At 39.8% G+C, this 26,654-nt stretch carries 24 protein-coding genes and 1 pseudogene; 11 read left to right on the top strand and 14 right to left on the bottom strand.

Translation table 11 applies throughout. The annotated features are described in order from the left end of the window. Position 1: 1 nt before the first annotated feature. The 4 genes from NOS7107_RS22730 to ndhC all read right to left on the bottom strand — a co-directional run bounded on the left by NOS7107_RS22730 (position 2) and on the right by ndhC (position 3,132). Entirely contained in the window at positions 2 to 1,288 is a 1,287-nt protein-coding gene (locus tag NOS7107_RS22730; protein ID WP_015115286.1) for a P-loop NTPase fold protein, read from the bottom strand. Positions 1,289 to 1,524: 236 nt separating this feature from the next. After that, the gene (locus NOS7107_RS22725; RefSeq protein WP_015115285.1) at positions 1,525 to 2,052 is read right to left on the bottom strand and encodes an NAD(P)H-quinone oxidoreductase subunit J; all 528 of its coding nucleotides are present in this window, start codon (positions 2,050 to 2,052) and stop codon (positions 1,525 to 1,527) included. Next, entirely contained in the window at positions 2,045 to 2,779 is a 735-nt protein-coding gene (locus NOS7107_RS22720) for an NADH dehydrogenase subunit K (protein WP_015115284.1), read from the bottom strand. The genes NOS7107_RS22725 and NOS7107_RS22720 overlap by 8 nt, the downstream gene beginning before the upstream one ends. Then, the gene (ndhC, locus tag NOS7107_RS22715; protein WP_015115283.1) at positions 2,770 to 3,132 is read right to left on the bottom strand and encodes a photosynthetic/respiratory NAD(P)H-quinone oxidoreductase subunit C; all 363 of its coding nucleotides are present in this window, start codon (positions 3,130 to 3,132) and stop codon (positions 2,770 to 2,772) included. The genes NOS7107_RS22720 and ndhC overlap by 10 nt, the downstream gene beginning before the upstream one ends. A gap of 195 nt (positions 3,133 to 3,327) precedes the next feature. Here ndhC and NOS7107_RS22710 point away from each other — a divergent pair, with 195 nt between their 5' ends. From NOS7107_RS22710 to NOS7107_RS28120, 6 genes are all read left to right on the top strand, one after another. Further along, complete coding sequence (locus NOS7107_RS22710) at positions 3,328 to 3,663, top strand: rubredoxin (RefSeq protein WP_015115282.1); 336 nt, start codon at positions 3,328 to 3,330, stop codon at positions 3,661 to 3,663. A gap of 90 nt (positions 3,664 to 3,753) precedes the next feature. Further along, positions 3,754 to 4,776 carry a photosynthesis system II assembly factor Ycf48 gene (locus NOS7107_RS22705; RefSeq protein WP_015115281.1) on the top strand — a complete coding sequence of 341 codons (1,023 nt, stop codon included), beginning with the start codon at positions 3,754 to 3,756 and terminating at the stop codon, positions 4,774 to 4,776. A 120-nt stretch (positions 4,777 to 4,896) separates the two neighbouring features. Continuing rightward, positions 4,897 to 5,145 (top strand): cytochrome b559 subunit alpha, encoded by a 249-nt coding sequence (psbE, locus tag NOS7107_RS22700; RefSeq protein WP_015115280.1) that lies wholly within the window; start codon positions 4,897 to 4,899, stop codon positions 5,143 to 5,145. A gap of 9 nt (positions 5,146 to 5,154) precedes the next feature. Then, complete coding sequence (gene psbF, locus NOS7107_RS22695) at positions 5,155 to 5,292, top strand: cytochrome b559 subunit beta (RefSeq protein ID WP_015115279.1); 138 nt, start codon at positions 5,155 to 5,157, stop codon at positions 5,290 to 5,292. A gap of 9 nt (positions 5,293 to 5,301) precedes the next feature. Then, positions 5,302 to 5,421 (top strand): photosystem II reaction center protein L, encoded by a 120-nt coding sequence (locus NOS7107_RS28125; RefSeq protein WP_096604190.1) that lies wholly within the window; start codon positions 5,302 to 5,304, stop codon positions 5,419 to 5,421. A gap of 72 nt (positions 5,422 to 5,493) precedes the next feature. Then, complete coding sequence (locus NOS7107_RS28120) at positions 5,494 to 5,616, top strand: photosystem II reaction center protein J (protein WP_015115278.1); 123 nt, start codon at positions 5,494 to 5,496, stop codon at positions 5,614 to 5,616. Positions 5,617 to 5,814: 198 nt separating this feature from the next. On the opposite strand, the gene NOS7107_RS28115 is transcribed toward NOS7107_RS28120, so the two are convergent. The 6 genes and pseudogenes from NOS7107_RS28115 to NOS7107_RS22665 all read right to left on the bottom strand — a co-directional run bounded on the left by NOS7107_RS28115 (position 5,815) and on the right by NOS7107_RS22665 (position 13,419). After that, entirely contained in the window at positions 5,815 to 5,958 is a 144-nt protein-coding gene (locus tag NOS7107_RS28115; protein ID WP_015115277.1) for a hypothetical protein, read from the bottom strand. Positions 5,959 to 9,196: 3,238 nt separating this feature from the next. Continuing rightward, positions 9,197 to 9,553, bottom strand: a pseudogene (locus NOS7107_RS28780) (hypothetical protein); the annotation flags it as partial. A 327-nt stretch (positions 9,554 to 9,880) separates the two neighbouring features. Further along, positions 9,881 to 10,126, bottom strand: a complete 246-nt coding sequence (locus tag NOS7107_RS22680; RefSeq protein WP_015115275.1) for a hypothetical protein — start codon at positions 10,124 to 10,126, stop codon at positions 9,881 to 9,883. A 2-nt stretch (positions 10,127 to 10,128) separates the two neighbouring features. Continuing rightward, a complete protein-coding gene (locus NOS7107_RS22675) occupies positions 10,129 to 10,998 on the bottom strand; it encodes a hypothetical protein (RefSeq protein ID WP_015115274.1) in 870 nt (289 codons plus the stop codon). A 164-nt stretch (positions 10,999 to 11,162) separates the two neighbouring features. Continuing rightward, positions 11,163 to 11,939 (bottom strand): RNA polymerase sigma factor SigF, encoded by a 777-nt coding sequence (locus NOS7107_RS22670; RefSeq protein ID WP_015115273.1) that lies wholly within the window; start codon positions 11,937 to 11,939, stop codon positions 11,163 to 11,165. A 646-nt stretch (positions 11,940 to 12,585) separates the two neighbouring features. After that, the gene (locus NOS7107_RS22665; RefSeq protein WP_015115272.1) at positions 12,586 to 13,419 is read right to left on the bottom strand and encodes a photosystem II manganese-stabilizing polypeptide; all 834 of its coding nucleotides are present in this window, start codon (positions 13,417 to 13,419) and stop codon (positions 12,586 to 12,588) included. A 646-nt stretch (positions 13,420 to 14,065) separates the two neighbouring features. Here NOS7107_RS22665 and NOS7107_RS22660 point away from each other — a divergent pair. Next, on the top strand, positions 14,066 to 14,380 hold the full coding sequence (locus tag NOS7107_RS22660) for a hypothetical protein (RefSeq protein WP_015115271.1): 315 nt from the start codon (positions 14,066 to 14,068) through the stop codon (positions 14,378 to 14,380). Between the two features lie 44 nt (positions 14,381 to 14,424). Here the strand turns inward: NOS7107_RS22660 and NOS7107_RS22655 are convergent, their stop codons facing one another. Both NOS7107_RS22655 and NOS7107_RS22650 read right to left on the bottom strand, forming a co-directional pair. After that, the gene (locus NOS7107_RS22655; RefSeq protein ID WP_015115270.1) at positions 14,425 to 19,431 is read right to left on the bottom strand and encodes a hypothetical protein; all 5,007 of its coding nucleotides are present in this window, start codon (positions 19,429 to 19,431) and stop codon (positions 14,425 to 14,427) included. 116 nt (positions 19,432 to 19,547) lie between these two features. After that, positions 19,548 to 20,879, bottom strand: a complete 1,332-nt coding sequence (locus NOS7107_RS22650) for a P-loop NTPase fold protein (RefSeq protein ID WP_015115269.1) — start codon at positions 20,877 to 20,879, stop codon at positions 19,548 to 19,550. A gap of 897 nt (positions 20,880 to 21,776) precedes the next feature. Here NOS7107_RS22650 and NOS7107_RS22645 point away from each other — a divergent pair. The 4 genes from NOS7107_RS22645 to NOS7107_RS22630 all read left to right on the top strand — a co-directional run bounded on the left by NOS7107_RS22645 (position 21,777) and on the right by NOS7107_RS22630 (position 25,183). Then, the gene (locus NOS7107_RS22645) at positions 21,777 to 22,622 is read left to right on the top strand and encodes a cell division protein FtsQ/DivIB (RefSeq protein ID WP_015115268.1); all 846 of its coding nucleotides are present in this window, start codon (positions 21,777 to 21,779) and stop codon (positions 22,620 to 22,622) included. 268 nt (positions 22,623 to 22,890) lie between these two features. Then, positions 22,891 to 23,436, top strand: coding sequence for a hypothetical protein (locus tag NOS7107_RS22640; RefSeq protein WP_015115267.1), 546 nt, complete (start codon positions 22,891 to 22,893; stop codon positions 23,434 to 23,436). 79 nt (positions 23,437 to 23,515) lie between these two features. Next, complete coding sequence (gene ftsZ / locus NOS7107_RS22635) at positions 23,516 to 24,802, top strand: cell division protein FtsZ (protein ID WP_044501075.1); 1,287 nt, start codon at positions 23,516 to 23,518, stop codon at positions 24,800 to 24,802. Between the two features lie 111 nt (positions 24,803 to 24,913). Then, positions 24,914 to 25,183, top strand: a complete 270-nt coding sequence (locus NOS7107_RS22630) for a hypothetical protein (RefSeq protein ID WP_044500248.1) — start codon at positions 24,914 to 24,916, stop codon at positions 25,181 to 25,183. An 11-nt stretch (positions 25,184 to 25,194) separates the two neighbouring features. Here the strand turns inward: NOS7107_RS22630 and gshB are convergent, their stop codons facing one another. Then, positions 25,195 to 26,169 carry a glutathione synthase gene (gshB, locus tag NOS7107_RS22625; protein WP_015115265.1) on the bottom strand — a complete coding sequence of 325 codons (975 nt, stop codon included), beginning with the start codon at positions 26,167 to 26,169 and terminating at the stop codon, positions 25,195 to 25,197. A gap of 131 nt (positions 26,170 to 26,300) precedes the next feature. Beyond that, positions 26,301 to 26,561 (bottom strand): glutaredoxin 3, encoded by a 261-nt coding sequence (grxC, locus tag NOS7107_RS22620; RefSeq protein ID WP_015115264.1) that lies wholly within the window; start codon positions 26,559 to 26,561, stop codon positions 26,301 to 26,303. Positions 26,562 to 26,654 lie beyond the last annotated feature (93 nt).

Below are 26,654 nucleotides of genomic sequence, written 5' to 3'. Positions count from 1 at the left end.
ATTAATTAAGCAACCTCCTACGTCTCAAAGTTTCTACAAGAATGGGGTGTACATCATACCAAGTTTCATCATTACGATATTCCAAGATAAACAACCCATGCAGTAATTCTAAAAACTCCGACTGCTTTACATCGTCAGGTTCAAAATCTTCATAAATAGTTTTCAAAATTTTAAAATCTTCTTTTCCTAAACGCAGAGAAAGTTCATTACGAATTTCTTTAATTGCTTGTTCTATAACTTGGCTATCAATTACAATTCTTGCTTCTGGTGTCTGCCTGATAAGCCGTAAACAAATCAGACAGCATACATTAGCTATACGAATCAACTCCCGCAGCACTCCACCACTGTAAACAACAATCTTTTCTGCGGCTGACTTATCTATTAATTCACTAGAAATGCGTTTTTGTAAGATTTCACATAAAATATTATTTGCTTCAGTCCGAGGCTTGGCATCAATTAAGCGATTGTCGCCCTTACTAAAAATTTTGATAACAGGCATCACCACAATTCGGTAGTTGCTTTCTGCCTTAATAATATTCCAGAGAAAAGTGTTACACATTACCGCAATCGGGACAGTGTAAATAATCCTAATATTAGGTTGAAAGAGGGATTTAATATTGTTTCCATAAATTTCATTGACTCTTTCTAAATCTAGTTTATCTAAGTCATCAATAATGACTATAGTTTCTTTTTTAGTCGCAACTTGAATCAAGGCTGCAATTTCATTAATTCGGGCGACTAAATCAGATATTTTACGTTCAAATTCCTGTGTAATTTCTTCTCTAACTTTAGCATCAGCTTTTAATTGGGCTTTAATAACTTTGAGCAAATCAAAACCCAATTCAAGCCCACTTCCTAACTCTGTCTCTGTAGTCCGAGTGCGAGTCGCAAACCACCCATAGATTTGCTCTTTAGTAGATTTAGGGATTTCTACTTTGCGGGCTTCGGCTTCAGACATTAAATTAAGCGCGATCGCAAACAAGATATTAATATGATCAACAGCCGACCTTTCAATACTGTCAGCAATAGAAAATAACACTACAAAATAATTATCTTCAATTTGTCTACTTAACTCAGCTAATAAAGTCGATTTACCACATCCCGTATGTCCAGTAAAGATAATCTTCGCATCACCATTAGGACTATACTCAATGTATTGAATTAACTTTTCTATAGAATCATTACCATAATCCACTCTAAAACTTTCTGTTTCTTTCTTTTCTAGCAGTGGAAATAATTCGAGATTGGCATACGCTTGTTTAAAAGATTCTTGTAATTCGTTAGACATTGGCTCTGACAAAATAATATTTTTACTGCCTATTTATGTTACTGCCTACCTAGCTTCAACTCAAAAATCTTTCCTTTATTTTTTCGTATCTCTGCTGGAAAAGGAAATATTACTTCCTTTCATATTAACGCCAAAAAAACATTACCCCCCTCCGCCGCCGGAGAGGGGTTAAAGATGAGACATTAAAATCTCCACTAGCTGACACTCAGCACTCAGCACTTAGCACTCAGCACTTTTTAATAAGCGTCTTGCAACTCGTAAAAATCAGGCGAGATGTAATCTTTCCGCAAAGGCCAACCCACCCAATCTTCCGGCATCAAAATCCGCTTCAGGTTAGGATGTCCTTCGTAGATAATGCCCAACATATCGTAGGTTTCCCGTTCTTGCCAGTCGGCGGTTTTCCAAATCCAATATACTGAAGGCACACTAGGATTTTCTCGTGGCAAGAATACCTTCACTCGCACTTCTTCTGGTCTATCAGCATTATCACCAACTTTGACTAAGTGATACACACTGACCAAATCCTGTCCTGGGCCAAGGTCAATACCAGCTTGAAACTGGAGATAATTAAACCCATAAGCATACAAAGCCGTAGCAATGGGAAGCAAAAATTCTGGCCCCACTTTAATAATCTCTACCCCATTTTTATCAGGGGCTAAAGATTCATGATCAAAGCCATTTTCTGCTAACCACTGAGAAATTGGCCCAGATGGAACTAAAGCATCTGCCCCTGCTGGTACTGGTTTAGTTTCTTCATCAGCCACGGCTTTGTTCCTCCTTGGTTTTGGAAGTTAGCAGCGCAGGTGGTACTGGTAGACCAATTGCTTCTGTCAATTCTTTTGGTGGCGTGAAGCGAGTTTCTGACTGCATATACTTGCCAGTTAAAATTTCTGCTACTGGCTTCAAGTTATGAGTCGTACTGTAAAAGCGGTGGGTTTGCTTGGATTGGTCACGTTCCTGCATGGAATCATTAGCTATCTTCTTCCGTAGCTTAATGATCGCATCAATAATCGCTTCGGGACGGGGAGGACAACCAGGCAAGTACACATCCACCGGAATCAATTTATCAACTCCGCGTACAGCAGTGGGAGAATCCACGCTGAACATCCCGCCAGTAATTGTACAAGCGCCCATTGCAATCACATACTTCGGCTCAGGCATTTGTTCATAAAGACGCACCAACTGGGGTGCCATCTTCATGGTGATTGTGCCGGCTGTAATAATCAAGTCAGCTTGACGAGGACTAGAACGGGGAATTAACCCAAAGCGGTCAAAGTCAAAACGAGAGCCAATTAACGCTGCAAACTCAATAAAGCAGCAAGCTGTACCAAAAAGTAAAGGCCAAAGACTTGAAAGCCTAGCCCAGTTGTAGAGGTCATCAACCGTTGTCAAGATAATATTTTCGGAAAGTTCTTGAGTGACTGTCGGACGCTCAATCGGGTTGATGATTCGCTCTTTGTCTTGGGTGCTTAAATCAGAATTCAAGACCATTCCAAAGCTCCTTTACGCCATGCGTAAACTAAGGCAACTACAAGAATTGCAATAAAAATTAGCGCCTCGATGAATGCTAATAGCCCTAAACGGTGGAAAGCCACCGCCCAAGGATACAAAAACACAGTTTCTACGTCAAAGACGACAAAAACTAGCGCAAACATGTAGTAGCGGATATTGAACTGAATCCAGGCTCCCCCAATTGGTTCCATCCCAGATTCGTATGTGGTGAGGCGTTCCAGGCTGTTACCACTGGGTCTGAGAAGCTTGGAAGCAGAAAGCGCCAGGGCAGGCACTAGGCTACAGATAATTAAGAAGCCTAGAAAGTACTCGTAACCGCTGAGGACAAACACAATGAATTTCTACCGCTTATGGTGTAAATAAGGCTGTTACTTTCTTTTACATTATATCTTTTCGAGTTTTCTGAAATCTGGGAAACAAACGGATTTCAGGTATTTGATTCGTTTGTGTAAGTGATAGAAAAGTCTAACAGTTATGTCATAATTTTTAACGTATATTTAATAATTCCCCTCTGGGAGACCCTAGCCATGAGCGAACAAGCTGTTGAGACTCCAGCGTTAGACCGCTATGAGTGTCGCGCCTGCGGTTATGTTTATGAACCTGAGAAGGGAGATGATAAGCATGATATCCCCTCCGGGACACTGTTTACAGAACTGCCTATAAATTGGCGTTGTCCAGTTTGTAGTGCTAAGAAAACTGCTTTTGCCAACATTGGCCCGTCTGGTACAGCATCCGGTTTTAAAGAAAATCTCGGTTTTGGTTTGGGTGTTAATAAGCTGACTCCAGGGCAAAAGAATATCTTGATTTTCGGGGCTTTAGCTCTGGCTTTCTTGTTCTTTATCAGTCTTTACGGCTTACAATAAGACCCGCTATCTTTTTTTACCTAATTTAGAGAGCGATCGCAACTCTTAAGGTAAAACCTAAACGAATTTAGAAAATACTAAGAAATACTGATGCAGTCCATTGTGAAAAGCTGGCAACGCATAATTGCCTTTTTGATAGTAATTGTTTTGTGTATCGGTTGTAGCAAAGTGCCTTCCACTAGCTTCAACCCTTGGGAAATCATTGCTGTACCAAGCAACGAAAAGTTGCTGGATATTGCTTTTACTCAAGATTCTCAACATGGTTTTTTAGTAGGAAGCAACGCCACGCTTTTAGAAACCAAAGACGGTGGTAAAAATTGGCAACCTTTGTCTTTGGCACTGGATGATTCTCGGTATCGTTTTGATTCCGTAAGTTTTTCTGGGGAAGAAGGCTGGATTGTCGGCGAACCCTCTCTTTTACTACATACCACCGATGAAGGCCGTTCTTGGTCACGGATTCCCTTGAGCGAAAAGTTACCAGGTAATCCCATAACTGTTCACGCCCTGGGGTCTGACTCAGCGGAAATGGCTACTGATGTAGGCGCAATTTACAAAACCATCGATGGTGGTAAAAATTGGAAAGCTCAAGTAGAAGCAGCCGTCGGCGTAGTTCGCAATATGCAACGTTCTGCTGATGGCAAATATGTCGCTGTTTCCGCCAAGGGTAGCTTTTACTCAACTTGGGAACCAGGACAAAATGCGTGGGTTCCCCATAACCGTAATAGTTCTCGGCGGGTAGAAAACATGGGTTTCAATAACAATGGCCAACTGTGGTTATTAGCACGGGGTGGTCAAATTCAATTTAGCGAACCCAATAACGCCGAAGAATGGCAAGAAGCTGTATATCCAGAGTTATCCACAAGTTGGGGTTTACTGGATTTGGCATATCGCACACCGGAAGAACTATGGATAGGCGGCGGTAGCGGTAATTTGCTGCGGAGTACTGATGGTGGCAAAACCTGGGAGAAAGACCGGGACGTGGAGCAGGTAGCCGCTAATCTATATAAGATAGTGTTTCTCAAGCCAGATCAAGGATTTATTATTGGCGATCGCGGTGTATTGCTGAAATATAACGCCAATGCCGAAAAAGCTACTCTCCAAAAAGCCGCTTAGACCTAGCGAAAGTTTAGGTGTTCACGCTGATTTATGAGAAGTGCGTTGCAACTTGTAACTCTTTCTAAACTTTGTAGGATAATAAACTCAATAACAGTCTTTGTGAAGGTAGGGATCTAAATGTCAGGTACCACTGGAGAGCGTCCGTTTTCGGACATTATTACCAGCATTCGTTATTGGGTAATTCACAGCATCACCATCCCAGCATTATTTATTGCAGGCTGGCTATTTGTTAGCACTGGGCTGGCTTATGATGTATTTGGCACACCTCGCCCTAACGAATATTACACACAAACACGGCAAGAAGTGCCAATTGTGAAGAATCGTTATGAAGCCAAACAGCAAGTTGAAAAATTTATCGGAAAGTAGTTTGAGATCATGACTAGCGGAAATAACATCAATCAACCAGTTACCTATCCAATTTTTACAGTTAGATGGCTGGCAGTTCATACTTTAGGTGTGCCAACCGTGTTTTTCTTAGGCGCGATCGCCGCAATGCAATTTATTCAACGCTAGGAGCAAATCATGGAAAGAACGCCCAATACTAATAATCAGCCGGTTGAACTCAACCGTACTTCTTTATACCTGGGATTGCTACTGATCTTTGTTCTCGGTATTCTCTTTTCCAGTTACTTCTTTAACTAACTGGAACTGTTTTTGTGAAACTTTGTTTATCTAAAATCTGAGTTGATTTTTATTAAGGGAGGAGGAAAAACTGTGTCTTCTGGAACTGGAAGAATTCCCCTGTGGGTTGTAGCTACAATCGCAGGTTTAGGTGTCATTACGGTTGTAGGTATCTTCTTCTACGGAGCCTACGCTGGAATCGGTTCTTCGCTATAAAAGCGGTTTGAACCTAATAATATATATTGACTGAATTTTCTAGCACTTGTTTAGAAAACAGTACAAAAAAACCGTCTGACTCTAGGAGTCAGACGGTTTTATAATCATTAATTGACTTCACAATCTGGTGAATTGGAAGTTAGTAATAAATAATTGGTAAAAATTGCAGTAGCCAATTACTGATTACTAAATACCTAATTAAGCAATGTCATCGCGTTCAATGTATACCAAAAGAAACGAGAATGTTGCAATTGGTAAAACCCAACCAATGATGGGAACAAAGATAGGAGACAAGTACGATGCAGAATAAGCCAAAATGTGAGGCAAAAATTCAGTAGACATGGTAAAGTTTCCTGTTAAATCACACTACAATTCAAGATGAGCTTACTGCAAATTCAGACAAATTTTTGAAATTCTCAAGATTTTTAACACAGTTATGTGAAGCAGGTGTTCACAAACCCAGCAATTCATCTAACTGATAATTTGGCAAGTCTGGTGGAATTACAGTCCGCACCGTCGTGGCTTTGTGACTTTCCTGCTGAGTAGAGGTATGGAAGGCGATCGCCTCTAAGCGAATCTCCACGCAGCCGAAGGGAATATTGATTTGAGTCATTACCTCTACACCACCCAAGGCTTTAGGTAGCAAATCTTTTAATAAATGAGGGCCATCTAACAACCCACGAGTTTGGCAATCCTCAATCCATAATTTCACCACCACCTGCGGAGGAACTTCTGGTAGTTCTACACGCACACGTACAGACTGGCCAGCAATCAGTTCACCTTCTGGTATATGCAGTTGAGGAGTAGGTAAAGCCTCAACCATTTCCCCATCCACAGGTAATGAGTTTGATACAGCCGAGATAGATTGCTGTTGTTTTTGCGCTCTAGCAAAGTCCTCTTCGGGTTCACTATCAGTATCATCAACAACAATCTCTTGCCCCAGCCAAGCCCTCGGTATTTTAATTTTTTGAGTCAGCGGTAGCTGGGTTAATGGCGATGAATCGGTAGACAATTTTTGCTGAATGTTTTCTGTTTCAACTTCTGCTGAGATATTGAACTCTTCAGATTCTTCAGTAATTGTACTAATTTCAGTGTCATTTTGAGGTTCAGAGATACTTGAATGGCTCTGTTCTTCAATATTGTCTTCTAATTCACCATCAAGATTTTCTAAATCCGTATCTAGATTTGATGACAATTGAACATCAACACTTGGTATGAATAAGTCAGGCTCTATTGCTTCTTCAGAGGCAATTTCCGGCTCTACAACTTCAATTTGATGATTTTGCTCTGGCACAAGAGGAAGTTCAGGCACAACGTATCCTTGGCTCTGCATCCACCTCCTAATTAACGGAGATGAGTAAGGATTCACCTCTGCTATCAATTCCGAGGTTAAAGGAGCAGCTGGTTCTAAAATTGAGTCATCACTAAATTCTAAACTTGGTGTGACAGGCATTTCTAATATAGACACAGCAAATAACTCGGAATTGGTCTCAACTGATGTTTCAATTGCAGAATCATCTACATCTAGGTTCTCATCCGCTGTAATCGCTGGCTCAACTAACAGAGAATATTCAACTACTGGAGGTTCAGACACATCTGGTAGAGAATCTTCAACGATCACAGCTTCAGACACATCTTGTAAAGAATCTTCAGCTATTAAAGGTTCAGATACATTTGCTAAAGAATCTTCAATGATCGCAGGTTCAGATACATCTAGTAAATTATTTGTCTCTTCTGTTGTCTCAACCGGAACACTTTTGAGGCGTTTGAGATAAGGGAAGATATTACCCAACATCCATCCAGGACGAGTTCTAATTGATAGCTGTTCCAAGTTAATGGGTGCTAAGGGGATTGTAGTTTGGGCGGGTAAAGAATGATCTTGCGGCTCAATTTCCTCCTTCCCTTCCGCAGTCACCTCGGTGAGATCATCATTAATGGCGATCGCACTAGTTTGATTTTCTGGGAACTTTGGCAATTGCGGTAGTTGTGGCGATCGCAAATCTCCTGATTTTTTGAGAGATAAAAGATTAATTTGGGCTGGTAATGGCTGGTTCGGCGATGGCAGAATAGTTTGAGGTTGTATTAAAGAAGTTTTGACTAAGTTAAAAAGTTCTAAACCCAGACTCAGTGATGTTTCTGGCTCTTGACTCGTTAGAGAAACTGCTACAGCGCTAGAGTTATCTAAAAAGTTTTGCTGATTAAATTTAGCCACTGCTGTCATCGCCAGTAATTCTGTTACATCCGCAGTAATTGTAAAAGAGCGACTAGCTAAAAGTATGACATCATCAAAATCACTAATTGCGCCATATAAACTGAGTTCCCCCAAAAGCAGCTTAGATTCGCAATCAATCGGAATATTAATGGCAGAGTTAATCGTAAAAGGCAGTAAATTATCTGCTAAAGGTTGCCGTACCTGAGCTAAAATTCCCGAACTCAAAGGTGAGCGTAGCTCAATTTTAACCTCCAGTGTATGAAAAGTAGTTGAGTACTGTGGCTCATCTTTCAGATTTGGCTGTGTTTGTAACTCTACATAAGCATTAATACTCAGTCCTTCTCCCCAACGAGCAATATAGTTTTCTTGCTCTAAAGTCAGCCTGAGTGGTGGTACTGGTTGTATCGTTTCCACTTCTTCAAGCTGTTCATCCTCTAATAATGAGGTAGGTAAAGCTTGATCTATTAAACTTTGTAATATTTGCTCTGCCGTTTCGCCTTTCAACCATACCGGATTAACAGGCTGATCGATCATTCCATCTTCATATTTTTCAACTGTCTGTTGAAAAATCACCAAACTACTATCAGGGATTTCTTCTGTGGAGACTGATAGAGTGCGATCATCAGAAAATACCGCTTCTTCGACAGGCAATTCACTAATAAACGATTTGTTATCAGTAATTTCCTCTGTGGTCACTGATAAAGTGCGATCGCTTGTAGGTAAAGTTTCTTCACTAATAACCGAGTCAGTAGAAAGAATTTCCTCTGTGGCGGTTTGAATGCGATCGCTTGTAGATAAAGCTTCTTCACTAATAACCGAGTCAGTAGAAAGAATTTCCTCTGTGGCGGTTTGAATGCGATCGCTTGCAGGTAAAGCTTCTTCACTAATAACCGAGTCACTAGCAGGAATTTCTTCTGGGACTGATAAAGTGCGATCGCTTGTAGATAAAGCTTCTTCACTAATAACCGCATCACTAGCTGGGATTTCTTCTGTGGCGCTGGGAATGCGATCGCTTGCAGGTAAAGCTTCTTCACTAATAACCGCATCACTAGCTGGGATTTCTTCTGTGGCGCTGGGAATGCGATCGCTTGTAGATAAAGCTTCTTCACTGACAACCGCATCACTAGCTGGGATTTCTTCTGTTGTTGTGAGGACAGTATCATCACTGGCTATTGATGCAATTTCGGCAGAAAGTTCGTTAGTAACTAAATTGCTCTGTTTATGAGACTCTGAACCTAGGGAAATCGGCTGTTTACCAGCACTACTGTCTGGCTCATAAAAATTTTGTGTATGTGGCAATGGAATCATGAAAAATTCAGGAGAATTTGACTCTAAATTGCCACCACCTGTTAATTTGTCGATTTCGCCATCTGCCAAAGTAGACAAGACTTGCAGATAGACACTCTGTTGCCATGATTTACCAAAAATATCTGACATCAAATCGCCAGAACAGCGTAATTCCCATATTCCCGGCTTGAGGAGCGTAAAAGGAATTACCGCCATTAAACCTTCCGAGGTAGTGCGCCGCGATTGCTTTTGAATTCGCCGTTTAGGGGGAACTTCTTGAGTTGAAGAGTGAGTTACCCGCACTTCCACATCCGTATTGGGAAGGTCAGAACGAGCTAAAACTCTATACCGACCTTCTAAAATTTGTATATTTGGCGATTCCAAGGTGTGCCAAGAGCGATCGCCCTGTTTCTGGATGAGAAATTGCCAGTGTTCCATTTTGAGTGATGCCCAGACCGAAGAGCAGCTGAGTAATATTTTGCATTACTTTGCTTGCAAGTTTACCTCAGCAATTTATAATTGCATCACTTATTATCATGTTTTGAGTCAAACACTGACATTTTTTTATCAAAATCCATAACCAACCGCATCTACCAAAACGGATACAACACTGATTGTGAGACAGAAACTGATATTTTTTCAGAAAATTAAACAGGGTCAAGACAAATATTACCCAATCATCAGTTACTCGATTGGATAGATTGGCTTCACCCAGCAAACTAAAAAGTATTAATGTAATTGAGCCACCTACTGAAATTTCAGTACTCAAACTCCATAAAGGCTCTGGTAGTAAGCCAAAATTTGCTGCACCCGTTGTCGGCTTGCAAGACGAGAGTTAGGAGACCAAGATATCCACAAACCATTAATTTGGCTTTGATTGTAATCAAATTGTGGAGATGACTGGGGAATTAAACCCGCTTCCACTCCTTCCACTTGGCGTAGATGAGCAGCTATCTCTCGATAGACAGCTAGAGGTAAACCAGCAAATTCAAATTTTTCTTGAGTATCCATCCTTAAGATGCTCCGACAGCAATAAGATTTTGAGTTGGTATGATTGATGAAATCAATTTACCAGCAGTGGCAGATGTCACTGATGGCGTTGAGTTAGCAGGAGCTTCACCTACCATTCTGGCAACTTCAATACCGTATTGTTCCAGAATCACGATCGGATTTGAACCCTGATTCATTTCAATCCGTTTAATCAACAGACCATTTGCTAATCTCTGTCCCGCTTGGACATAGCGGCTGGAAGGCTCATTGGGAATTTGAATAATAGCTTGGGGTTCTCTACCAATCAAAACTACGCCAGTCACCACCACTGCTTTTGCTAAATCAGGTTGGGGTGCAGGTGGTAATACAGATCCAAAAGGGTTACTGGGAACAACTTGCGGCAAAACCCTGGGCAAGATAGATGTAGAAGCTTGTGCCAATTGAATTTTAGGTTTTTTCGTCATGGCAGCAGCACTGCTGATTGGCACTTTGGGATTTTTAGCAATAGTTATTGGTAAGCGAGGTAATCGAGGAATTTGCTTGGCGTTAGGATTTTGTCCCACTTCAGAACCAATCGGGCTAACAATTTGTGCAAATGGATCAGGCCGCCCTTTAGACACTAAATCTATCCGGGTTTTGCCATTAGTAGGCTGAATTAAGGTAGGAGTGAGATAAACAACGTTAGTTGCCTTTTTCGTAGACACCACAGGATTATTAAAAGATTGAGCCTGAGTCGCTGGCGCTGCTGCTGGTGGCGCTGCTGCTGGTGGCGCTGCTGCTGGTGGCGCTGCTGGAGCCGCCGGAGTACTGGCTTGTGGAGTGTTTTCTGAGGCGCATCCAGCGATCGCCAAAGTTAAAATAGTTGCAATTGCAATTTTAGAATTTATGGCCATTAGCCGTTCTCAAAAGCTATAGGAAAAATTTGCTTGGGAAAATCTACACAGCCTGTTTTTATTTCAGACAAAGTATTTTCCTTTTATAACCTAAACTATTAAATTTTAAGGGTTTTTCTTAGCATAATTAAACCAGTAAAAATACGGTTTTATTTTGCTTAAATTTAATCATCTGTTGTACACATCAGATGTTTTAATAAATCCAACCCTTTTTTAACTCTCCGAGAAACCGTAACTACACTAATGCCCAAATGTTCAGCTACCTGTTTTTGTGTCAAATCTTGCAAAAACACACATTCTAAAACTTCACGAGTACACTTTTCTAGCTGAAACAAGGCTTGTTGTAACCGCAGTTGGTCTTCTTGAGCTAATTGAAAGCTACGGTAGTGAGGATCGGGAACTAATTCTCCTAAACTGGTAGCTCCTTCTTCTGAGTCTTGAATTGGCACATCTAGGCTCAGAGGAGCGCGATTAATCCATGCTAATTTGATTTCTTGCCACTCACTAAGAGTAATATCCAAGGCTGCTGCTAATTCAGAGTCTGTAGGTTGGCGGTTATATTTTTCTCGTAAAGAACGAGAAACTCCAATGGCTTGCTGTTGTAGTGCCAAATAGCGCCTAGGAATTCTGACTGTCACACCTTTATCCCGCAGGTAATGTTGAATTTCACCACGAATATAGGGAATAGCAAAGGAACTGAAAGCGTGTCCTTTAGAAATCTCAAATCTTTCAATAGCTCGAATTAAACCTAAACAACCAACTTGGAGCAAATCATCATAGCTTTCACGACATTGGTTAATCCAGTAGTGAGCTTCTTTTCTTACCAGTCCAAAATTGAGTTTTACCAATTGATTGCGGACGTTTTCTGAGCGAGATTCCTTATATTCTCGCAACAACTGCCAAATTTCATGCTTTAGTTCATTGGTTGCTGTGGTAGGCATAGCACCGCGTTTATTTAGCAAATAAACAGTTAATTAGGCACTTTTAAACAAGCTAAGATTACAAAATTTCACAGCACATAGCCTGCTATATTAACCAGAGGTTTCCTCTGTCATACTGCATTGCTATCACTATGAAAATTTTAATAATCGAGCAATATTTAAATAAACGAAATTGTTTTTTATTTATTGTGATTTGGTATTAGCTGTAGCTGATTTAAACTACATATAAACAAAATATGAAATAATTTACTTAATTTAAAACCGAGATTGTACTTAATTTATTTAATCAAATATGAAGTGTATCTCTTATGATTTTGCTGCATGAATAAAAATTTTATTATCAGTGAAGATACTGTATTCAGAGCAAATAATTAATATGATTTTAAAAATTGTTCAGTAACTAAGCGTAAACACAGATTATGTACAATTGAAGAATTTATAGTAATTAATTAAACAGAGGAAAAGTTTACTTTTTTGCTAAAACAATAAAAAAAGGGCTGATCGCCCTTTTATAGTGAAATATGTTGCCATTTAGGTCAATTTAGTTCAAAATTCACCTATCCATTCCCTAAAGACTGATATGAAATTTTGTGATCAAGCCTAATGGCTCAAAATTGTGATACTTAAATGCCAGAATGTGCTGAGTTTAAGAACGAGTTGGTTCAACTCTGGCGTAAAACAAACCGCGAATCTTCACTTCCTTGGGTTCACCGGCTCCCAAGTCAGTATCAGATGGCTGTTCACTTTCAAATGTGCCAGCAATTTCACCACTAGAGTTATCTATTTTGGCTACTTGCAGAGAAATTTTGCCTTTCAGAATTTCAGCACGCTTGACATTAGCACGGGTGAGTTCTTCATCATCTGCTTGAGCAGGAAGAGCAACAGCGTTGTCATAACCACTAACGATACCACGACCTTTGGGATCTAGGAAGGCAGCACCACGATAAGAAGGCACTTTAAATTCACCTTCAAAGTCAGTAGAAGTATTGATACTGGTTAAACCAGATTGTGTTTGAGCAACTAAGTCTTTAATGGTGAAGAGGAAAGGTACTCGCTCACCACCAGGAAGTTGAACTGTTATGGCTTGGAAGTCCAAACCATCTTCTTCAACAAAAGTCAAGCTACCGTCTGAGTTAAACTTTAGTGGCCCTTGCACTTGGTCAATGGTGGAAGTGTATCTAGTTAACAGTTTTCCAGCTACAAATTCGGCTGTTTGCCGTTTATTAGCTGGTTCTTCTTTGACAAAGAAATTAGTTGGTTCTAAGCAGAGTTCTTTGATGCTGTATGACTGGCTACCATCAATGGGAATGGAGCCACGGCTTGTTTCTGCCAATTGAGGGCATTTGTTAGCCAAGCCAGTCCCACGAATTTGTTCGTAGGTTAGTACATCTCTACTACTAGACTCTGGAGCATCACTACAAGCAGTTAATAGCCCCAGACATAAAGCCAAGAATGCAACAATTAAAGCGCGATACCTCATGGTCAACCTCAATGTCAAAAATTAATATCTAAGTTGTAAAACTGCACGAAGTTTTGATCTCTGACGAAAAGCTGTATTCACTGACAGCCAGCTTTTCCCAAAGGCTAGGCTTGCTGTCGTTGATGCTTTTAACGTCAGGCTTCACACCTTGTAAATACCGTAGGCATTTGCAGGGTTTTGGAAGCCTTTCTGTATTATGTATGTATTGCCACTACATACAGCCCATTGCTTTATAGGGAAATCAGCCAGATCATACGATTTTTTTTAACTCAAAATCAAAGCACTCTAGTTTAAAGTAGGAAGTCTTTGATCCTATCTAGCTTCCTAGGAGGCTGTAATCAAAGCCACCACTCTCTTTTGCGAGAGATTGCTATTGCTTTTGATTTGTACTGAGTTCACAAAATTATTTGTGAGACTAATCTGGCAAAAAGGAGATTTTGAACTAGGCTGACTAAGTTCCTCTGAGACAGTGAAAACGAATAGTAGTAGCAAATACTTCAAAATCAGCCATGAGCAACTCCCAGAAGCTTACAGAAGCTTGATATTTGTGAATGTAAGGATTATGTATTAACCACTGGCGATCGCGCCTGAAAGCTCACAATCTTCGGTAAATTTGAGTAGACCTAATTTTGACAGAGAGAGTTGCATGAGCAACAAAAGTTTTGAATCGACAGATTTTTCTGAGGAATTGGAAAAAATTGCCTCAGCAGTGAATGATGTAGCGAGGGATTGCCAAGGAGATCCACTCGCTCTTTTAAACTTGCTACGGCAGTTGGAGTATTTACATCGAGCAATTCGGGATGGTGTTTTTCAGGAGAGTCTGCCCGATAATCGCCAGCAACTTTACTCACTACTGAAAGATATTGAGTCTGAGGGTGGCTGGCCTTACATTGAGAGGATGAGAATCAAAGCTTTTCTTGGAAATTTGCTACCAGAGGTGACGAAAGAAAACAGTGATTAAAAAATTTGCAAAGCGATCGCGCTTGGTTTGATCAATTCAAATCTTTACTGCCCGTGACTAATGCCATCACACAAAAAGCGATCGCGTTCTTCAACATTGTGGTTGTGACTGAGGTAATTGTCTGCCCAGTTACAACCACGCAGCAGCAAGTCTTCCAAATGCAAATTCCACAAAATGATTGTGTTGTCATCACTTGCCGATGCTAATGTATGACCATCAGGGCTAAAACTCACACTCAAGACTGGGGCGCGATGTCCATTGAGAGTTTTAATTAACTTGCCATCACGGCTCCACAGTTTGACTGTGCTGTCCCAACTAGCTGCCGCCAGTAATTCACCATTGGGGTTGAAAGTCACAGAATTAACACTATCGCTGTAGCCTTTTAACAACGTTTTTAACAACGTACCATCGCGCCGCCATAGTCTCACGGTGTTATCCCAACTAGCAGAAGCGATTAATTGGTCAGTTGGGCTGAAGCTAACACCCAATACCCAACTGTCATGGGGTGAAAACGTTTTGATCAAAGTACCATCCCGTCGCCAAAGTTTGACTGTTTGATCATCACTAGCAGAGGCAAGCAGCTGGCTATCAGGACTAAAATTAACGCTGTTCACCCAACCTTGGTGTCCTACCAAGGTTGTGAGTAATTGACCGTCACGACTCCACAGTTTAATTGTTTTGTCTTTACTGGCTGATGCTAATAACTGGCCATCAGGACTAAAACTGACACTCATCACACTATCAGTATGTCCTTGTAAGGTCTTGAGTAAAGTGCCATCCCGCCGCCAAATTTTGACTGTTTTGTCATAACTGCCTGATGCCAGAAGTTCACCGAAGGGGTCAAAACTCACACTCGGAACTTTATCTGTATGCCCTACTAAAGTTTTGTAAAGTCGGGTGGTAGCTTCGCCATGAATTGTTTCTCTTTGCCAGAGTTTCACGGTGCGATCGCGGCTACCAGAAGCCAACATCTGCCCATCAGGACTCCACGCCACACTCAAAACTCTATCTTGATGCCCCCGCAGAACGGGTAATATTGGTGCATCCAAACTCCAGATTTTGACGCTTTTGTCATAACTTCCTGATGCCAATATTTTGTTATCTGGGCTAAAAGCCACACTGGCCACCGCATCACTATGACCTTTAAAGGTTTTGAGTAATGTGCCAGTGCTACTCCAGAGGTTGACTGTATTGTCATCACTTCCTGACGCTAACCTTTGTCCATCGATGCTGAAACTCAAGCTCCAAATTGTGCTGGTATGCTGCTCTAAATTTTTATAAGCTTGAAAGTCAAAATTATTGTCACTATTTGGCTGTAGCTGCCACAATTTGATAATTTTATCTCTACCTGCTGATGCAATCATTTGCCCATCAGGACTAAAAGTCACAACAGTTACACCCTGCTGATGTCCAGAAAGTGTTTTGACTAAAGTGCCATCCCGCCGCCAGATTTTTACTGTGCGATCATCACTAGCTGAAGCAATCAATTGACCATCAGGGCTAAAGCTGACCCAATTCACCCACCCTTGATGTCCTTTAAGAACTTTGACTAAAGTACCATCCTTACGCCAAAGTTTGACTGTGGCATCTTTATTGCCTGTCGCCAGCAATTCTCCATCGGGACTATAACTTACGCAATAAACCCAGCCTCGATCTACTATAGTTTTGGCTGGTTGTAAATCAAATTCGCCCGTAATTGGGTTTCTCTGCCAGATTTGTACAGTTTTATCGAGGCTGGAAGATGCGAGACTTTGACCATCGGGGCTAAAACTCACGCTGGTGACTGACTCAGTATGACCTTTCAGGGTTTGTAGCAAAGTTCCATCAGATCGCCAAAGTTTCACGGTTTGATCGCGGCTACCTGAAGCCAATAATTTGCCATCGGGACTAAAAGCGACACCCCAAACAATATCAGTGTGTCCTTCCAAACGATTTAACTCCGACACTCCATAGACTGCCTGTTGTAAAGCAGTGACTACACGCATTCGAGTTTCTGGTAGTACTTCGTCTGCCTGCTTCAATTTTCTCCAGGCGCGTAAACCTTCTAAAAGGGCATCAAACTCTTTGTTAGAAGCAAATAAAGCTTCACTTGTTGCGGCGATCGCACTAATTTTTAAATTAGTTTCACTACGTTCGGCGCGAATTGTTTGGCGAATTGCGGCTCTTTTTTGCAAATCGGCTTGCCACCATAAGGCTGCAATAGTTCCGCCCATAATTGCCAATACCACACCTGCTATACGTGCTTCGCGCAACCGCCGTTGCAAAATTAAATTAAGATGTTCTTGAGAAAGCTTTTGGGCGACTTCTGCACGTTTTTTTTCAGATTTGACTTTTTCGAGTTCAGCAACTATGCCATAACTATTTTTCTGGCGAATTGGCTCTACCAAATAATCATGGACTAATTGATAGCGATCGCCTAATTCTTCACGCAAGCGCAATATTAAACCTGAACCGACTAAAATTTCGAGAATTAGCTCCCAGTCTGATTGTGTGCCAGATGTTGTATGGATATTCTTTCCTAAAGCAATGGCTAAATCAGATTTAGTCTTGAGGGGACGAAAGCCTTTTTCATCAGTGAGTTCAAATAGTAATTGCCAACTTAAATCTTCATTTTCTTCGCCACAATCTTTGATCACTTCCTCAAGCCAGCGCTCGACCAGCTTTGCTGAACTACCACAATTTTTATATTGTTCGAGTGTAGTAATATTTTCTGCTTGTAACTGCACTCCAACTATTTGTAATTCGATTGGATTTACTTCTCCTGATTCTCCAGCTAAATCCTGGACTAGCTGATGAATTAATTCATCACTCATTTCATAGTGGGAGCGTTTTGTAAAACTGTAAATAATTCCTCTCGTATCTTCTATAGAAAATTTACCTAAAAAATAACGAATATCTTTATCGAGAATATTTTTATTAATTACACCTAAATCATATAAATAATCATTATTTTCTTTACTAAAACGTTCAAATTCCAATAAATAATGTAAATAATCTTCTCTTAAGGCAAGAATTATTTTTACATAAGGAATATTAAGACAAGCAATAAAAAATTTATAAAATTCTAATCTTTGGCTGGAGTTACTGGTAAAGAAAAATTCTTCAAACTGGTCAAATACAATAACTATTATATGATTATATTCAGTTGCTAAACGTAGCTTTTCTATAAGGATAGTAGGTGTAAATTCTACAGCAATTGGTAATTCTGATTGTGCTAAAGTTTGGTTGATACTACGTCCCAAAGCTGTTACCCAATCTGTATATCCTGATAAAACAATTGGTAAAGGAATTCTTTCACCAATAACTCTTCCCTTTAAAGCAGGTACTAAACCTGCCTTAATAGTTGAACTTTTACCAACTCCTGATTGTCCATGTATGATCGTTAATTTATGATCAGCGCGGGTAATTCTTTCAATTAAACGGTTAACATCTTGCAACCGTCCAGAAGCCGCTATTTCTTGAGCAATATCTTCTGGAATAAATGAAATTTTTTGGGTTTCTAAAACAGGGTTAATTCTGTAACGTTTTGGCTGTAATTGACTGGCTCCAATAAATACACGAAAGCCATATTGGTGTTCTATTTGAACTTTTTCTTGCTTGAGATTGAATGCTTCTGCATAATCATGGCGCTCAAATAAGTACAGCGATCGCAATTCTTCTAATATTTCTAAATATAGCGATGGTTCATACTGTAGTTCACAAACCACCCTGGCCCATTCTAAATTACTAATTGCTTCTTCCCATTGCCCTAGATGTTTCTGAGTCCGAGCCAGCAATAAAAGATACCAGCTTTCTTGTTGTCGAGAAACTTCTGTTGCTAATTCGGCAATAGAAAGTGCGGTATTTGCTAACTCATGAGCCAACACCCAATTATTACGTGATGCTGCTACATCTGCTAAAAAACCATAATCTTGTGCTACTTTAGCAGTATTACCATACATTTCATGTAGATGTAAAGACTTTTGTGCTAATACTTCTAGCTCGTCTAAATATTTTAAACGTTGCAGCATTTCACAAACAGGCAAAATAAATTTTGCTACTAAATCTTGCCTTTGTAATTGTTCTAATAAATCTAAACATCTCTGAAACCATGAAAGGGCATGTTGACAATAGTGACTATTAGTGATTTGATGTAAGTCAGCCATTCGGCGATAACATAAACCTACATGAAATAAGACTATTGCCTGTCGAATGCGATACGCATAAATATGTTCATTTTTTTCCTCAGAAACTTCTATTTTTTGAACTATTTCATTCTCTCGTTTAGCCTCTCTCTGCCATAAACTTAAGCTTCTTTGATAATGAGCTAATGCACTATTAATTTGGTCATTTGCATATTTATCTCGTCCTAAAACAAATTCTAAACTAGCTTCTAACCCTGGCTCTAGTTGAACACTATACAGACGTAATAAATCATTACGAGCAGACTCAATTTCGTGACGATGTTGAGATTTAGGTGCTAAATTAAGAGCAGCATTAGATAAAAATTTTTCTGCACCTGCTTCTAAAAATTTAGCAAACAGTGATTCTGTCTCTTGACGTATTAAGGCAATTAAATCTTCTTTTGACAATTCAAACTTGATAGTAGTTGCCGCCCAACTTTTGAAATCGGGTGCTAGTTTTGTCAGCATTGTTGCCACTTCATCTTGTAGCCACAACACCACAGGAAAAGGAAAGGTTGCTGTATAGATATCTCTCGCTTGATTAAGACTAGTTAATAAGTCTTCCAGCGCCAGAATTGACTCTAAACCAAAGACCATCACCGCTGATGGTGGAGAATCTGTAATTACGGCAGGATGATCTAGACTTAGTTTTGTAATGATTGTTGTATGTAAAGCTTTAGTCGCTGGTTGGAGATAGATTTCCTGTAAGTTTATATCTTTTGTCAGAGAGCGAATATTTTCTAACATTTGCTCTCTTAATTGCTGATAGTTACATCGCACAAGAATAAGAGCAAATTGATCCTTAGAAAGCTTGATTGAGCGCACTAACCTTTGCAGAGAATTATTATTATGATTAACACTATCTACTGTGAATGGGGATTTGGTCATATCTCAAAACCGGAATACAGCCTCAACAGAAAAAATTGCTCATTATAAATTAGTCATTAGTCAAATGAAGATGGACTAATGACTGATGCTAAGAACTATTAACTCACTCAGTACGATTATATTTTTTGCTGCCAAGCAATAACTTTTTCTGTCTCTGCTAATGCTGGACTAATCCCAAACCAACGACCAACAGGATCACGGTATTCAAATAAATACATACTTCGCAGCAAGCTTTGATACTCAGATTCTCCTTTTACGCTCTGCTGTTGTACAACCTCAAATAATAGTTCCCACTGGTATTCATCAATAGCTAATAGCAAGTCATCTCGGTAGTCTTTAATTACTGCTTCTAAACAGTCCCCAGAAAAAGGAGGGTCTTGTCGTTGCAGACAGCTATAGAGCAATCCTAATAAGTTACGGATGTGGCCGCCACTCACACGACATAAACGGTCGAGGGTTTCATGATGCTCAAATAATTCTGTGATTAACGACAGCCTTTCGTTATAGGAAACTTCTGGAAATGCTCTGGCTAAAACTAACTGGCGCAGTAGTAACATCCCTGGTTCGTAGTCACTACTATCTCTTTGTCTAACTCTTACCATTGGTAATACTTTAGGCGCAATACCTCCACCCAAGCGATTTTTGAGTGTTTCATACTCATTAGAAAAAATTAACGCTAGAGGAATAGTGTAGACTACGTGGCATTTGAGGCGGCGTAATTGTTCACCTCTGTCGATGAATAGATATTCTGGTTGTGTCCGCCCAGATGCTAAAGGACGCATATCTACTCGATCTAAATTATCAACGATAACAACCAAACCTTTTTGACCTCTGAGTTTAAGTTGTTCAATAGCTTTTTCTAGAACCTCTTCGTTAATTGCTTGCAAAATACTATTAGTACGTGGTTCTAAATATTGCCTGAGTTGATTTCTTACCTGGGCGCTATCTTTGGTTTTGGCTGTAATTTTCGCAATTCCCAAGGACAACTCTGCTTGTCCAGAAAGTTCTATGGGGCTTTGCAAAAAATCTCCAATTTCTTTGAAGAGATTGATAAAGTAATGTGGTTGAACTTGGATCTTAATTGCTTCTAAACTAGCGCTGACTTGACGAGCTACACTCAGCAAAATATCGCTGACATCGATATCCGCCATATCTAAGTCTTGACTAGATTCAAAGTAAACTACATGAAATCCTACAGCTTCTAGTTCTGCTTTGAGGCGTTGTAATTCTGTAGACTTACCACAGCCAATATGACCTGTAAATAACTGACAGGTAGGTTCATCGGGAGAAATACGGCTGATTGTACGTTGTAATTCTTCGACAATCTTGCAGCCACGTACATTGGCGAAATCTATATAATACTGCCGATCAAGCCGATCGCTCATGTTGAGGGCGTAGCTGGGGTTACACGCTTTATAAAAGCGTGACAAATACTCTGTATTAATCATTGAGATGTAGATGCAGTTGTAGATACTGTGTTGTTTGTCTATTTATATACAAAATATCTCTAGCAAGTTATGGCGATTCTCTGAACTCACCTTTGTATTTTGAATTTTGGATGAGCCTCACTAGGTAAGCTTTTGCTACCAGTGATTATTAAACAATACTAGAGATACAATTGTCCCTGATACGTTCAGTATATCTGTCTTTTAGCCTTATTTTGTTTAGCTTTTGACAATCTTTAAGCTTTTACTTGACTGAATACAAACTTATATGCAGTTGTTAATGTCGTCAAGAGAATTAGCAGAGAGCAAAATTTCGATATGTATTTATTTAATTAGTAATTTAAGTATTTACTCTGAGATTAATTTATAATCAATCTCAGATACAAATGCTGGTAAAATTTTTACTTCTTAGATTAAGACAGAATCAATATTTGCCGTTCTCAATCATTCATAAGAACCGAGAAGCATAGTTATAACAAATACTCTTCTTATCTACACGATGTTTACAAATCAAATAGGATTGCTATAATGTCAAACTCAAGATTATGTTTTGTCATTTGAGTGAATGTGGATCACAAGATTGCTTTTGCCGCGGAACATCTGTATCTACAAAATTAGCTATATTTTTTGCATAACTGCATATTTACTGTAGAGTATTTATACATTACGCTCACATAGAGTAATATTTTGTCAATATTCGTAAGCGATCGCAGTAACTGAAGTTCACCAGAATTCACTTAATGGCTACTTAACACTGCAAAATAAAATAGGTAAAGTGTCTCATAGCTAAATTTTGCTGTTGTTGTTGTAAGGTGGTACTAAAAATCCGAGGAAATTCTACACTGAACCAACTTTATCAGCCGAGCCAAAAATTTAGATTGTAATTAACAAGAGGTGAGAATGGCAGGTATTGTATCCGTTTCTCAGACAGATTTAGCCCAACGCCGCAAAAAATTACGTCGGCATAGACAAATGAAAATTATTCAAGCTATTTGGCGAACTCTGGCCATTAGCGGTTTAGCGGGAGGGTTGCTTTGGGTAGCACTTCAACCTGTATGGGTACTAAATGATCCCAACCAAATTGTGATCAAGTCAGGGAATCAAATCCTTCCAGAGAAGGCAATTAAGTCAATGCTAAAGCTATCTTATCCTCAATCTTTATGGAAAGTTGAACCTGGGGCGATCGCTGATTCTTTGAAAAAACAACCGACAATTGCTCAAGCAATTGTTAATCGGCGCTTGTTTCCGCCTGGGTTAATTATCGAAATTAAAGAACGTGTACCTGTCGCAATAGCCCAAAGACTTACAGAAGCCAATACTTCAGCTAAAAATAAACAGTCTTCTGCTGGTTTGCTAGATGCCAATGGTGTTTGGATACCGTTAGAAAAATATACGTTGGTGAATCCGAAGTTAAAATTACCAAGTCTGAAAGTTATTGGCACACCAGAACAATATCAGGAATATTGGAGTCAACTGTATCCCTCACTAAGTCAAAGTTCTGTGAAAATAATGGAAGTTAATTTTCAAGATTTAACGAATTTAATCCTGAAAACCGAAATCGGCAATGTACATTTTGGTACTCCCAGTTCACTATTAGCAGAACAAATCAAGGTACTGACACAACTGCGAAATTTACCTGCCAAAATTAATCCCAATCAAATAGAGTATATTGATCTCAAAAATCCTGACTCTCCCATAGTACATATGATCCAAAAAAGTCCAAAAATTGACTCTCAAATTCGCTAACAAACACTCTATATTAATTTCTAGGTATCAAATATTATCAGTAATAAATAAATTTGATGCTAACAGATAAATATAAGTCTATTGATAATTTTCACTTTTTTTGACAACACACTCAAAAAATTAGCGTGAACTTTTAATGAGAGATAACAGGAGGCTTAATTATCAAGTCTCCTTTATGGCTATAAATCCAAACTCTCCTTTGTCTCTAAAATCTAGTGATGCTGTATGTAGAAGATTAATTTAAGTTTTTAGGTTGCAATTATCGCCAATGGTTAAATCTATCAACTATATTATTAAAGCAGATAAGACGCGACACCTTGCGTCTTTAGCAGTTATGTTATTTGCTCAAATATATAAGCTTAGTGTGCTTTGTAAGCTTATGGAGTTTAGATTTTACAAAGGAAAGCTAGTCAATACTAAATATGATAGAAGTAAAAGTCGCCCTAATTTTGAGTATTATTTAATATTAAGAAATAATAAAATTTACTCACTAAACTCCAGAAAAGCGAAAGTTAGTACACAAAAAACCATCACAGGTAGTTGTAAAATTAATGACCAACTTAAATCATTAACAAAAATCATAGGAGGGCATTCAGTATGCCAAATTTATACTATGCCAAATCGGCAACATAGTAGTAAAGCTATTAATAGCTTATTGAAGTTAGACAGATCAACTTTAGGTAAATGTAGGTATACTTCTCTAGAATTAGCTATGCGATCGCCAGCTTTAATAGCTGCTGCCATAGCAAACTTTTGGATTGACAATCTTGTTAAGGTTGTCAGTCATGTTCACAATCAAGAGCAGTACCTATAGATTTTGGCAGTGTCAAACTATAGTTGATTCTGAGGTGAAAACACCCGGAAAAGTCGTTTATCTACCTTTCACAAATCCAATGACGCTTGATAATAACCAAGGGCTTACCTATAAAAACTCCCAATCTGTGGGACAATCAGGATTTTCACTGGCAGTTAACTCAAATAATCCCTTTAATCATTCTGGGCTGAACTTCGCTCAAGGCCAAGACAGTAAAAAAATATCAGTAGAAAATAGCCGCATTGGCGAGATTGTTCCAGGTAGAGTTGCCAACATCAAAGTAATTGGTGTTGGTGGTGGTGGTGGTAATGCCGTGAACCGCATGATCGAATCTGATGTGAGTGGCGTGGAGTTTTGGTCAATTAACACTGATGCTCAAGCTTTAACTTTAGCTGGAGCGCCAAGTCGGCTGCAAATTGGACAAAAGTTAACCCGTGGTTTAGGTGCAGGCGGTAATCCGGCGATTGGTCAAAAGGCGGCTGAAGAATCCCGCGATGAAATTGCCACAGCTTTAGAGGGTGCTGATTTAGTATTCATCACTGCGGGGATGGGTGGCGGAACTGGAACAGGTGCTGCGCCAATAGTTGCAGAAGTAGCTAAAGAAATGGGCGCTCTGACAGTTGGTGTAGTAACACGTCCCTTTGTGTTTGAGGGTCGCCGCCGCACTAGCCAAGCAGAACAAGGTATTGAAGGACTGAAAAGTCGGGTAGATACACTGATTATCATCCCCAACAACAAATTATTAGAAGTGATTCCCGAACAGACACCTGTACAGGAAGCTTTTCGTTATGCAGATGATGTGCTGCGTCAAGGGGTTCAAGGCATTTCTGATATCATCACCATCCCTGGTTTAGTCAACGTTGACTTTGCAGATGTGCGAGCTGTGATGGCAGATGCAGGATCAGCACTGATGGGGATCGGGATTAGCTCAGGAAAATCACGCGCCAGAGAAGCGGCGATCGCAGCTATTTCTTCCCCTTTACTAGAATCTTCAATTGAAGGAGCTAGAGGAGTAGTCTTTAACATTACTGGTGGTAGCGACTTAACCTTGCATGAAGTGAACGCAGCCGCAGAAACAATTTATGAGGTAGTTGATCCCAACGCCAATATTATTTTTGGAGCAGTAATTGATGACAGACTACAAGGTGAAGTCAGAATTACCGTGATTGCAACTGGTTTCACAGGTGAAGGCCCAACAGCACCACCACAAAATGCCAGCAATCCTCGTGTAGCACCTGCACAAAAAAAACCAGCCTCCCAATCACCAACAGCTAATCCATCTACACCAGTAGCGGAACCTAAAGAAAAATCAGGTTTAGACATTCCTGAATTTCTGCAAAGACGGCGTACTCCACCAGGCAAATAATTAATTGTGAATTTGAGATGTTAAATGAAATTTGCAGTTTCAGTTCAGACTGAGCGCTGTATAAAATTTGCTAATTCCTGAGTTTCACGAGGTACAGAAGAAAAAATTCTGTTGCCATTTTTGAATTTGCCAATTAGTGAACAACTCCTCCAAACTACTTACAGACTAAATTTATTTGGGCAAGAGTCTGCTGACTTTTATGTCCTAATTTTGTATTTAGAAAAAATGTTGAGCGGAGTCACGATTGATTTCTGTGTAATTAGCACCTGTCTCAAAAGCAAGAAGCCTTACCTGACAGGTGCGATCGCTCAAATTATGCCCTTGATTCTAGAGTTACTTGACAGTCAATCACCAAGGCTGACCGTGAAATATTCCAAATAATCGCAATTATTTTATTTTTTAGCTTGTAGACTCTGTTCCAACCATTGAATTACCTGATGACCTAAACGAGTACCACTGAGTCTATCGATTTCCCGAATTCCTGTAGGGCTGGTAACGTTGACTTCTGTTAGGTAGCCACCAATCACATCAATACCTACAAAAATTAAGCCATCTTGACGTAATTTATCAGCTAGTCGAGTACAAATTTCATGTTCTCTGGGGGTAATTTCAGTTTCCGCAACCGTACCACCAGCAGCCATATTGTTGCGAAAATCACTGCAACTAGAAAGACGATTTAAAGCACCCATTGGCTCACCATAAAGTAAGATGATGCGTTTATCTCCCTCTTTAGCCTCTGGTAGATAGGTTTGCACCATCACGGGTAATTTCCCTTGATAGGTGCTGAGTTCTACTATGGAGTTAAAGTTGCGATCGCCTGCTTGTAAAAATAAAATCCCTTCCCCAGCTTTGTTACCCAGTGGTTTGAGAACCGTCGCGCCTTTGGCTTCAACAAATTGTCGGATAAACTGCTTATCAGCACTGACAATCGTTTCGGGAATGACTTCACTAAATTGGAGGGCATACATTTTTTCGTTTGCCCTCCTGATACCATCGGGATTGTTAATCACCAAAGTTTTGTTTTGGTCAACATAATCGAGAATGTAGGTAGCAAATAGGTAAGAATCATTAACTGGTGGATCTGTCCGCATAAATACGGCATCCATTGTTTCCAGATTCATTAAGGAACGTTGGCTTAACTTATACCAAGGATTCGCCGCTACCCAACGTCCCGCTACTAACTGTATTGGTACTAGTTCTACCTGTTGCAGAATAGCCCAAGCCTTACCTTCTACCATACTCAGCCAGTTTGCCTGAGTTATCCAGATTTCATGTCCTAAAGTTTGTGCTGCTTCCATCAAAGCAACGCTGGTATCATGACACGGGTCAAGCTGATGGATGGGATCAATAATAAAAGCCAGTTTCACGCTGTTTGCCTCAATCGCCAGAAAATCTAAGTTCTTCAATTTAGATTAACGCCTGATGATTTAACTAACTCACAAACATTAGCAGCAGACAGTAGCGTAATTTTAATACTTGCTTGTTTTATAAATTACCTTTAACTAGCTAGTAGCTCATCCAGCTTACCTTGACGGTCTAGGGCGTGAATATCATCACAACCACCAATATGGTGATCATTTATAAAAATTTGTGGTACAGAACGTTTACCATTAGCTCTTTGAGCCATTTTATCCCGTGCGTCTTCGTCACCATCAATACTGTATTCTGTAAATTCAACACCCTTACTAGTTAGCAAATTTTTGGCACGGATGCAAAATGGGCAAGTCCTCCAAGTGTAAATTTCTACGTTAGCAGCCATAATGTCCTCTATTTGGTTTTATACTTCTCAATTCTAAAACTTCGTCATCTGTGTCGCCAAAAATCAATCTATATAAGTTTAGGATGTTTGCAT

This window comes from Nostoc sp. PCC 7107 (assembly GCF_000316625.1).
Classification (GTDB): Bacteria; Cyanobacteriota; Cyanobacteriia; order Cyanobacteriales; family Nostocaceae; genus Nostoc_B.
Note: the sequence above shows the minus strand (reverse complement) of the source record. Positions and strands in the feature narration are given on the sequence as shown.

What these genes read in the sequence shown, in the direction of transcription:
- NOS7107_RS22640 (WP_015115267.1), top strand. Translation starts at nt 22,891, where the DNA reads ATGGTTAAATCTATCAACTATATTATTAAAGCAGATAAGACGCGACAC.
- grxC (WP_015115264.1), bottom strand. Translation starts at nt 26,561, where the DNA reads ATGGCTGCTAACGTAGAAATTTACACTTGGAGGACTTGCCCATTTTGC.
- NOS7107_RS22655 (WP_015115270.1), bottom strand. Translation starts at nt 19,431, where the DNA reads ATGACCAAATCCCCATTCACAGTAGATAGTGTTAATCATAATAATAAT.
- NOS7107_RS28125 (WP_096604190.1), top strand. Translation starts at nt 5,302, where the DNA reads ATGGAAAGAACGCCCAATACTAATAATCAGCCGGTTGAACTCAACCGT.
- NOS7107_RS22710 (WP_015115282.1), top strand. Translation starts at nt 3,328, where the DNA reads ATGAGCGAACAAGCTGTTGAGACTCCAGCGTTAGACCGCTATGAGTGT.
- NOS7107_RS22680 (WP_015115275.1), bottom strand. Translation starts at nt 10,126, where the DNA reads ATGGATACTCAAGAAAAATTTGAATTTGCTGGTTTACCTCTAGCTGTC.
- NOS7107_RS22675 (WP_015115274.1), bottom strand. Translation starts at nt 10,998, where the DNA reads ATGGCCATAAATTCTAAAATTGCAATTGCAACTATTTTAACTTTGGCG.
- ftsZ (WP_044501075.1), top strand. Translation starts at nt 23,516, where the DNA reads ATGACGCTTGATAATAACCAAGGGCTTACCTATAAAAACTCCCAATCT.
- NOS7107_RS22665 (WP_015115272.1), bottom strand. Translation starts at nt 13,419, where the DNA reads ATGAGGTATCGCGCTTTAATTGTTGCATTCTTGGCTTTATGTCTGGGG.
- NOS7107_RS22720 (WP_015115284.1), bottom strand. Translation starts at nt 2,779, where the DNA reads ATGGTCTTGAATTCTGATTTAAGCACCCAAGACAAAGAGCGAATCATC.
- psbE (WP_015115280.1), top strand. Translation starts at nt 4,897, where the DNA reads ATGTCAGGTACCACTGGAGAGCGTCCGTTTTCGGACATTATTACCAGC.
- NOS7107_RS22660 (WP_015115271.1), top strand. Translation starts at nt 14,066, where the DNA reads ATGAGCAACAAAAGTTTTGAATCGACAGATTTTTCTGAGGAATTGGAA.
- NOS7107_RS22650 (WP_015115269.1), bottom strand. Translation starts at nt 20,879, where the DNA reads ATGATTAATACAGAGTATTTGTCACGCTTTTATAAAGCGTGTAACCCC.
- NOS7107_RS22670 (WP_015115273.1), bottom strand. Translation starts at nt 11,939, where the DNA reads ATGCCTACCACAGCAACCAATGAACTAAAGCATGAAATTTGGCAGTTG.
- NOS7107_RS22730 (WP_015115286.1), bottom strand. Translation starts at nt 1,288, where the DNA reads ATGTCTAACGAATTACAAGAATCTTTTAAACAAGCGTATGCCAATCTC.
- NOS7107_RS28115 (WP_015115277.1), bottom strand. Translation starts at nt 5,958, where the DNA reads ATGTCTACTGAATTTTTGCCTCACATTTTGGCTTATTCTGCATCGTAC.
- psbF (WP_015115279.1), top strand. Translation starts at nt 5,155, where the DNA reads ATGACTAGCGGAAATAACATCAATCAACCAGTTACCTATCCAATTTTT.
- NOS7107_RS22645 (WP_015115268.1), top strand. Translation starts at nt 21,777, where the DNA reads ATGGCAGGTATTGTATCCGTTTCTCAGACAGATTTAGCCCAACGCCGC.
- NOS7107_RS22705 (WP_015115281.1), top strand. Translation starts at nt 3,754, where the DNA reads ATGCAGTCCATTGTGAAAAGCTGGCAACGCATAATTGCCTTTTTGATA.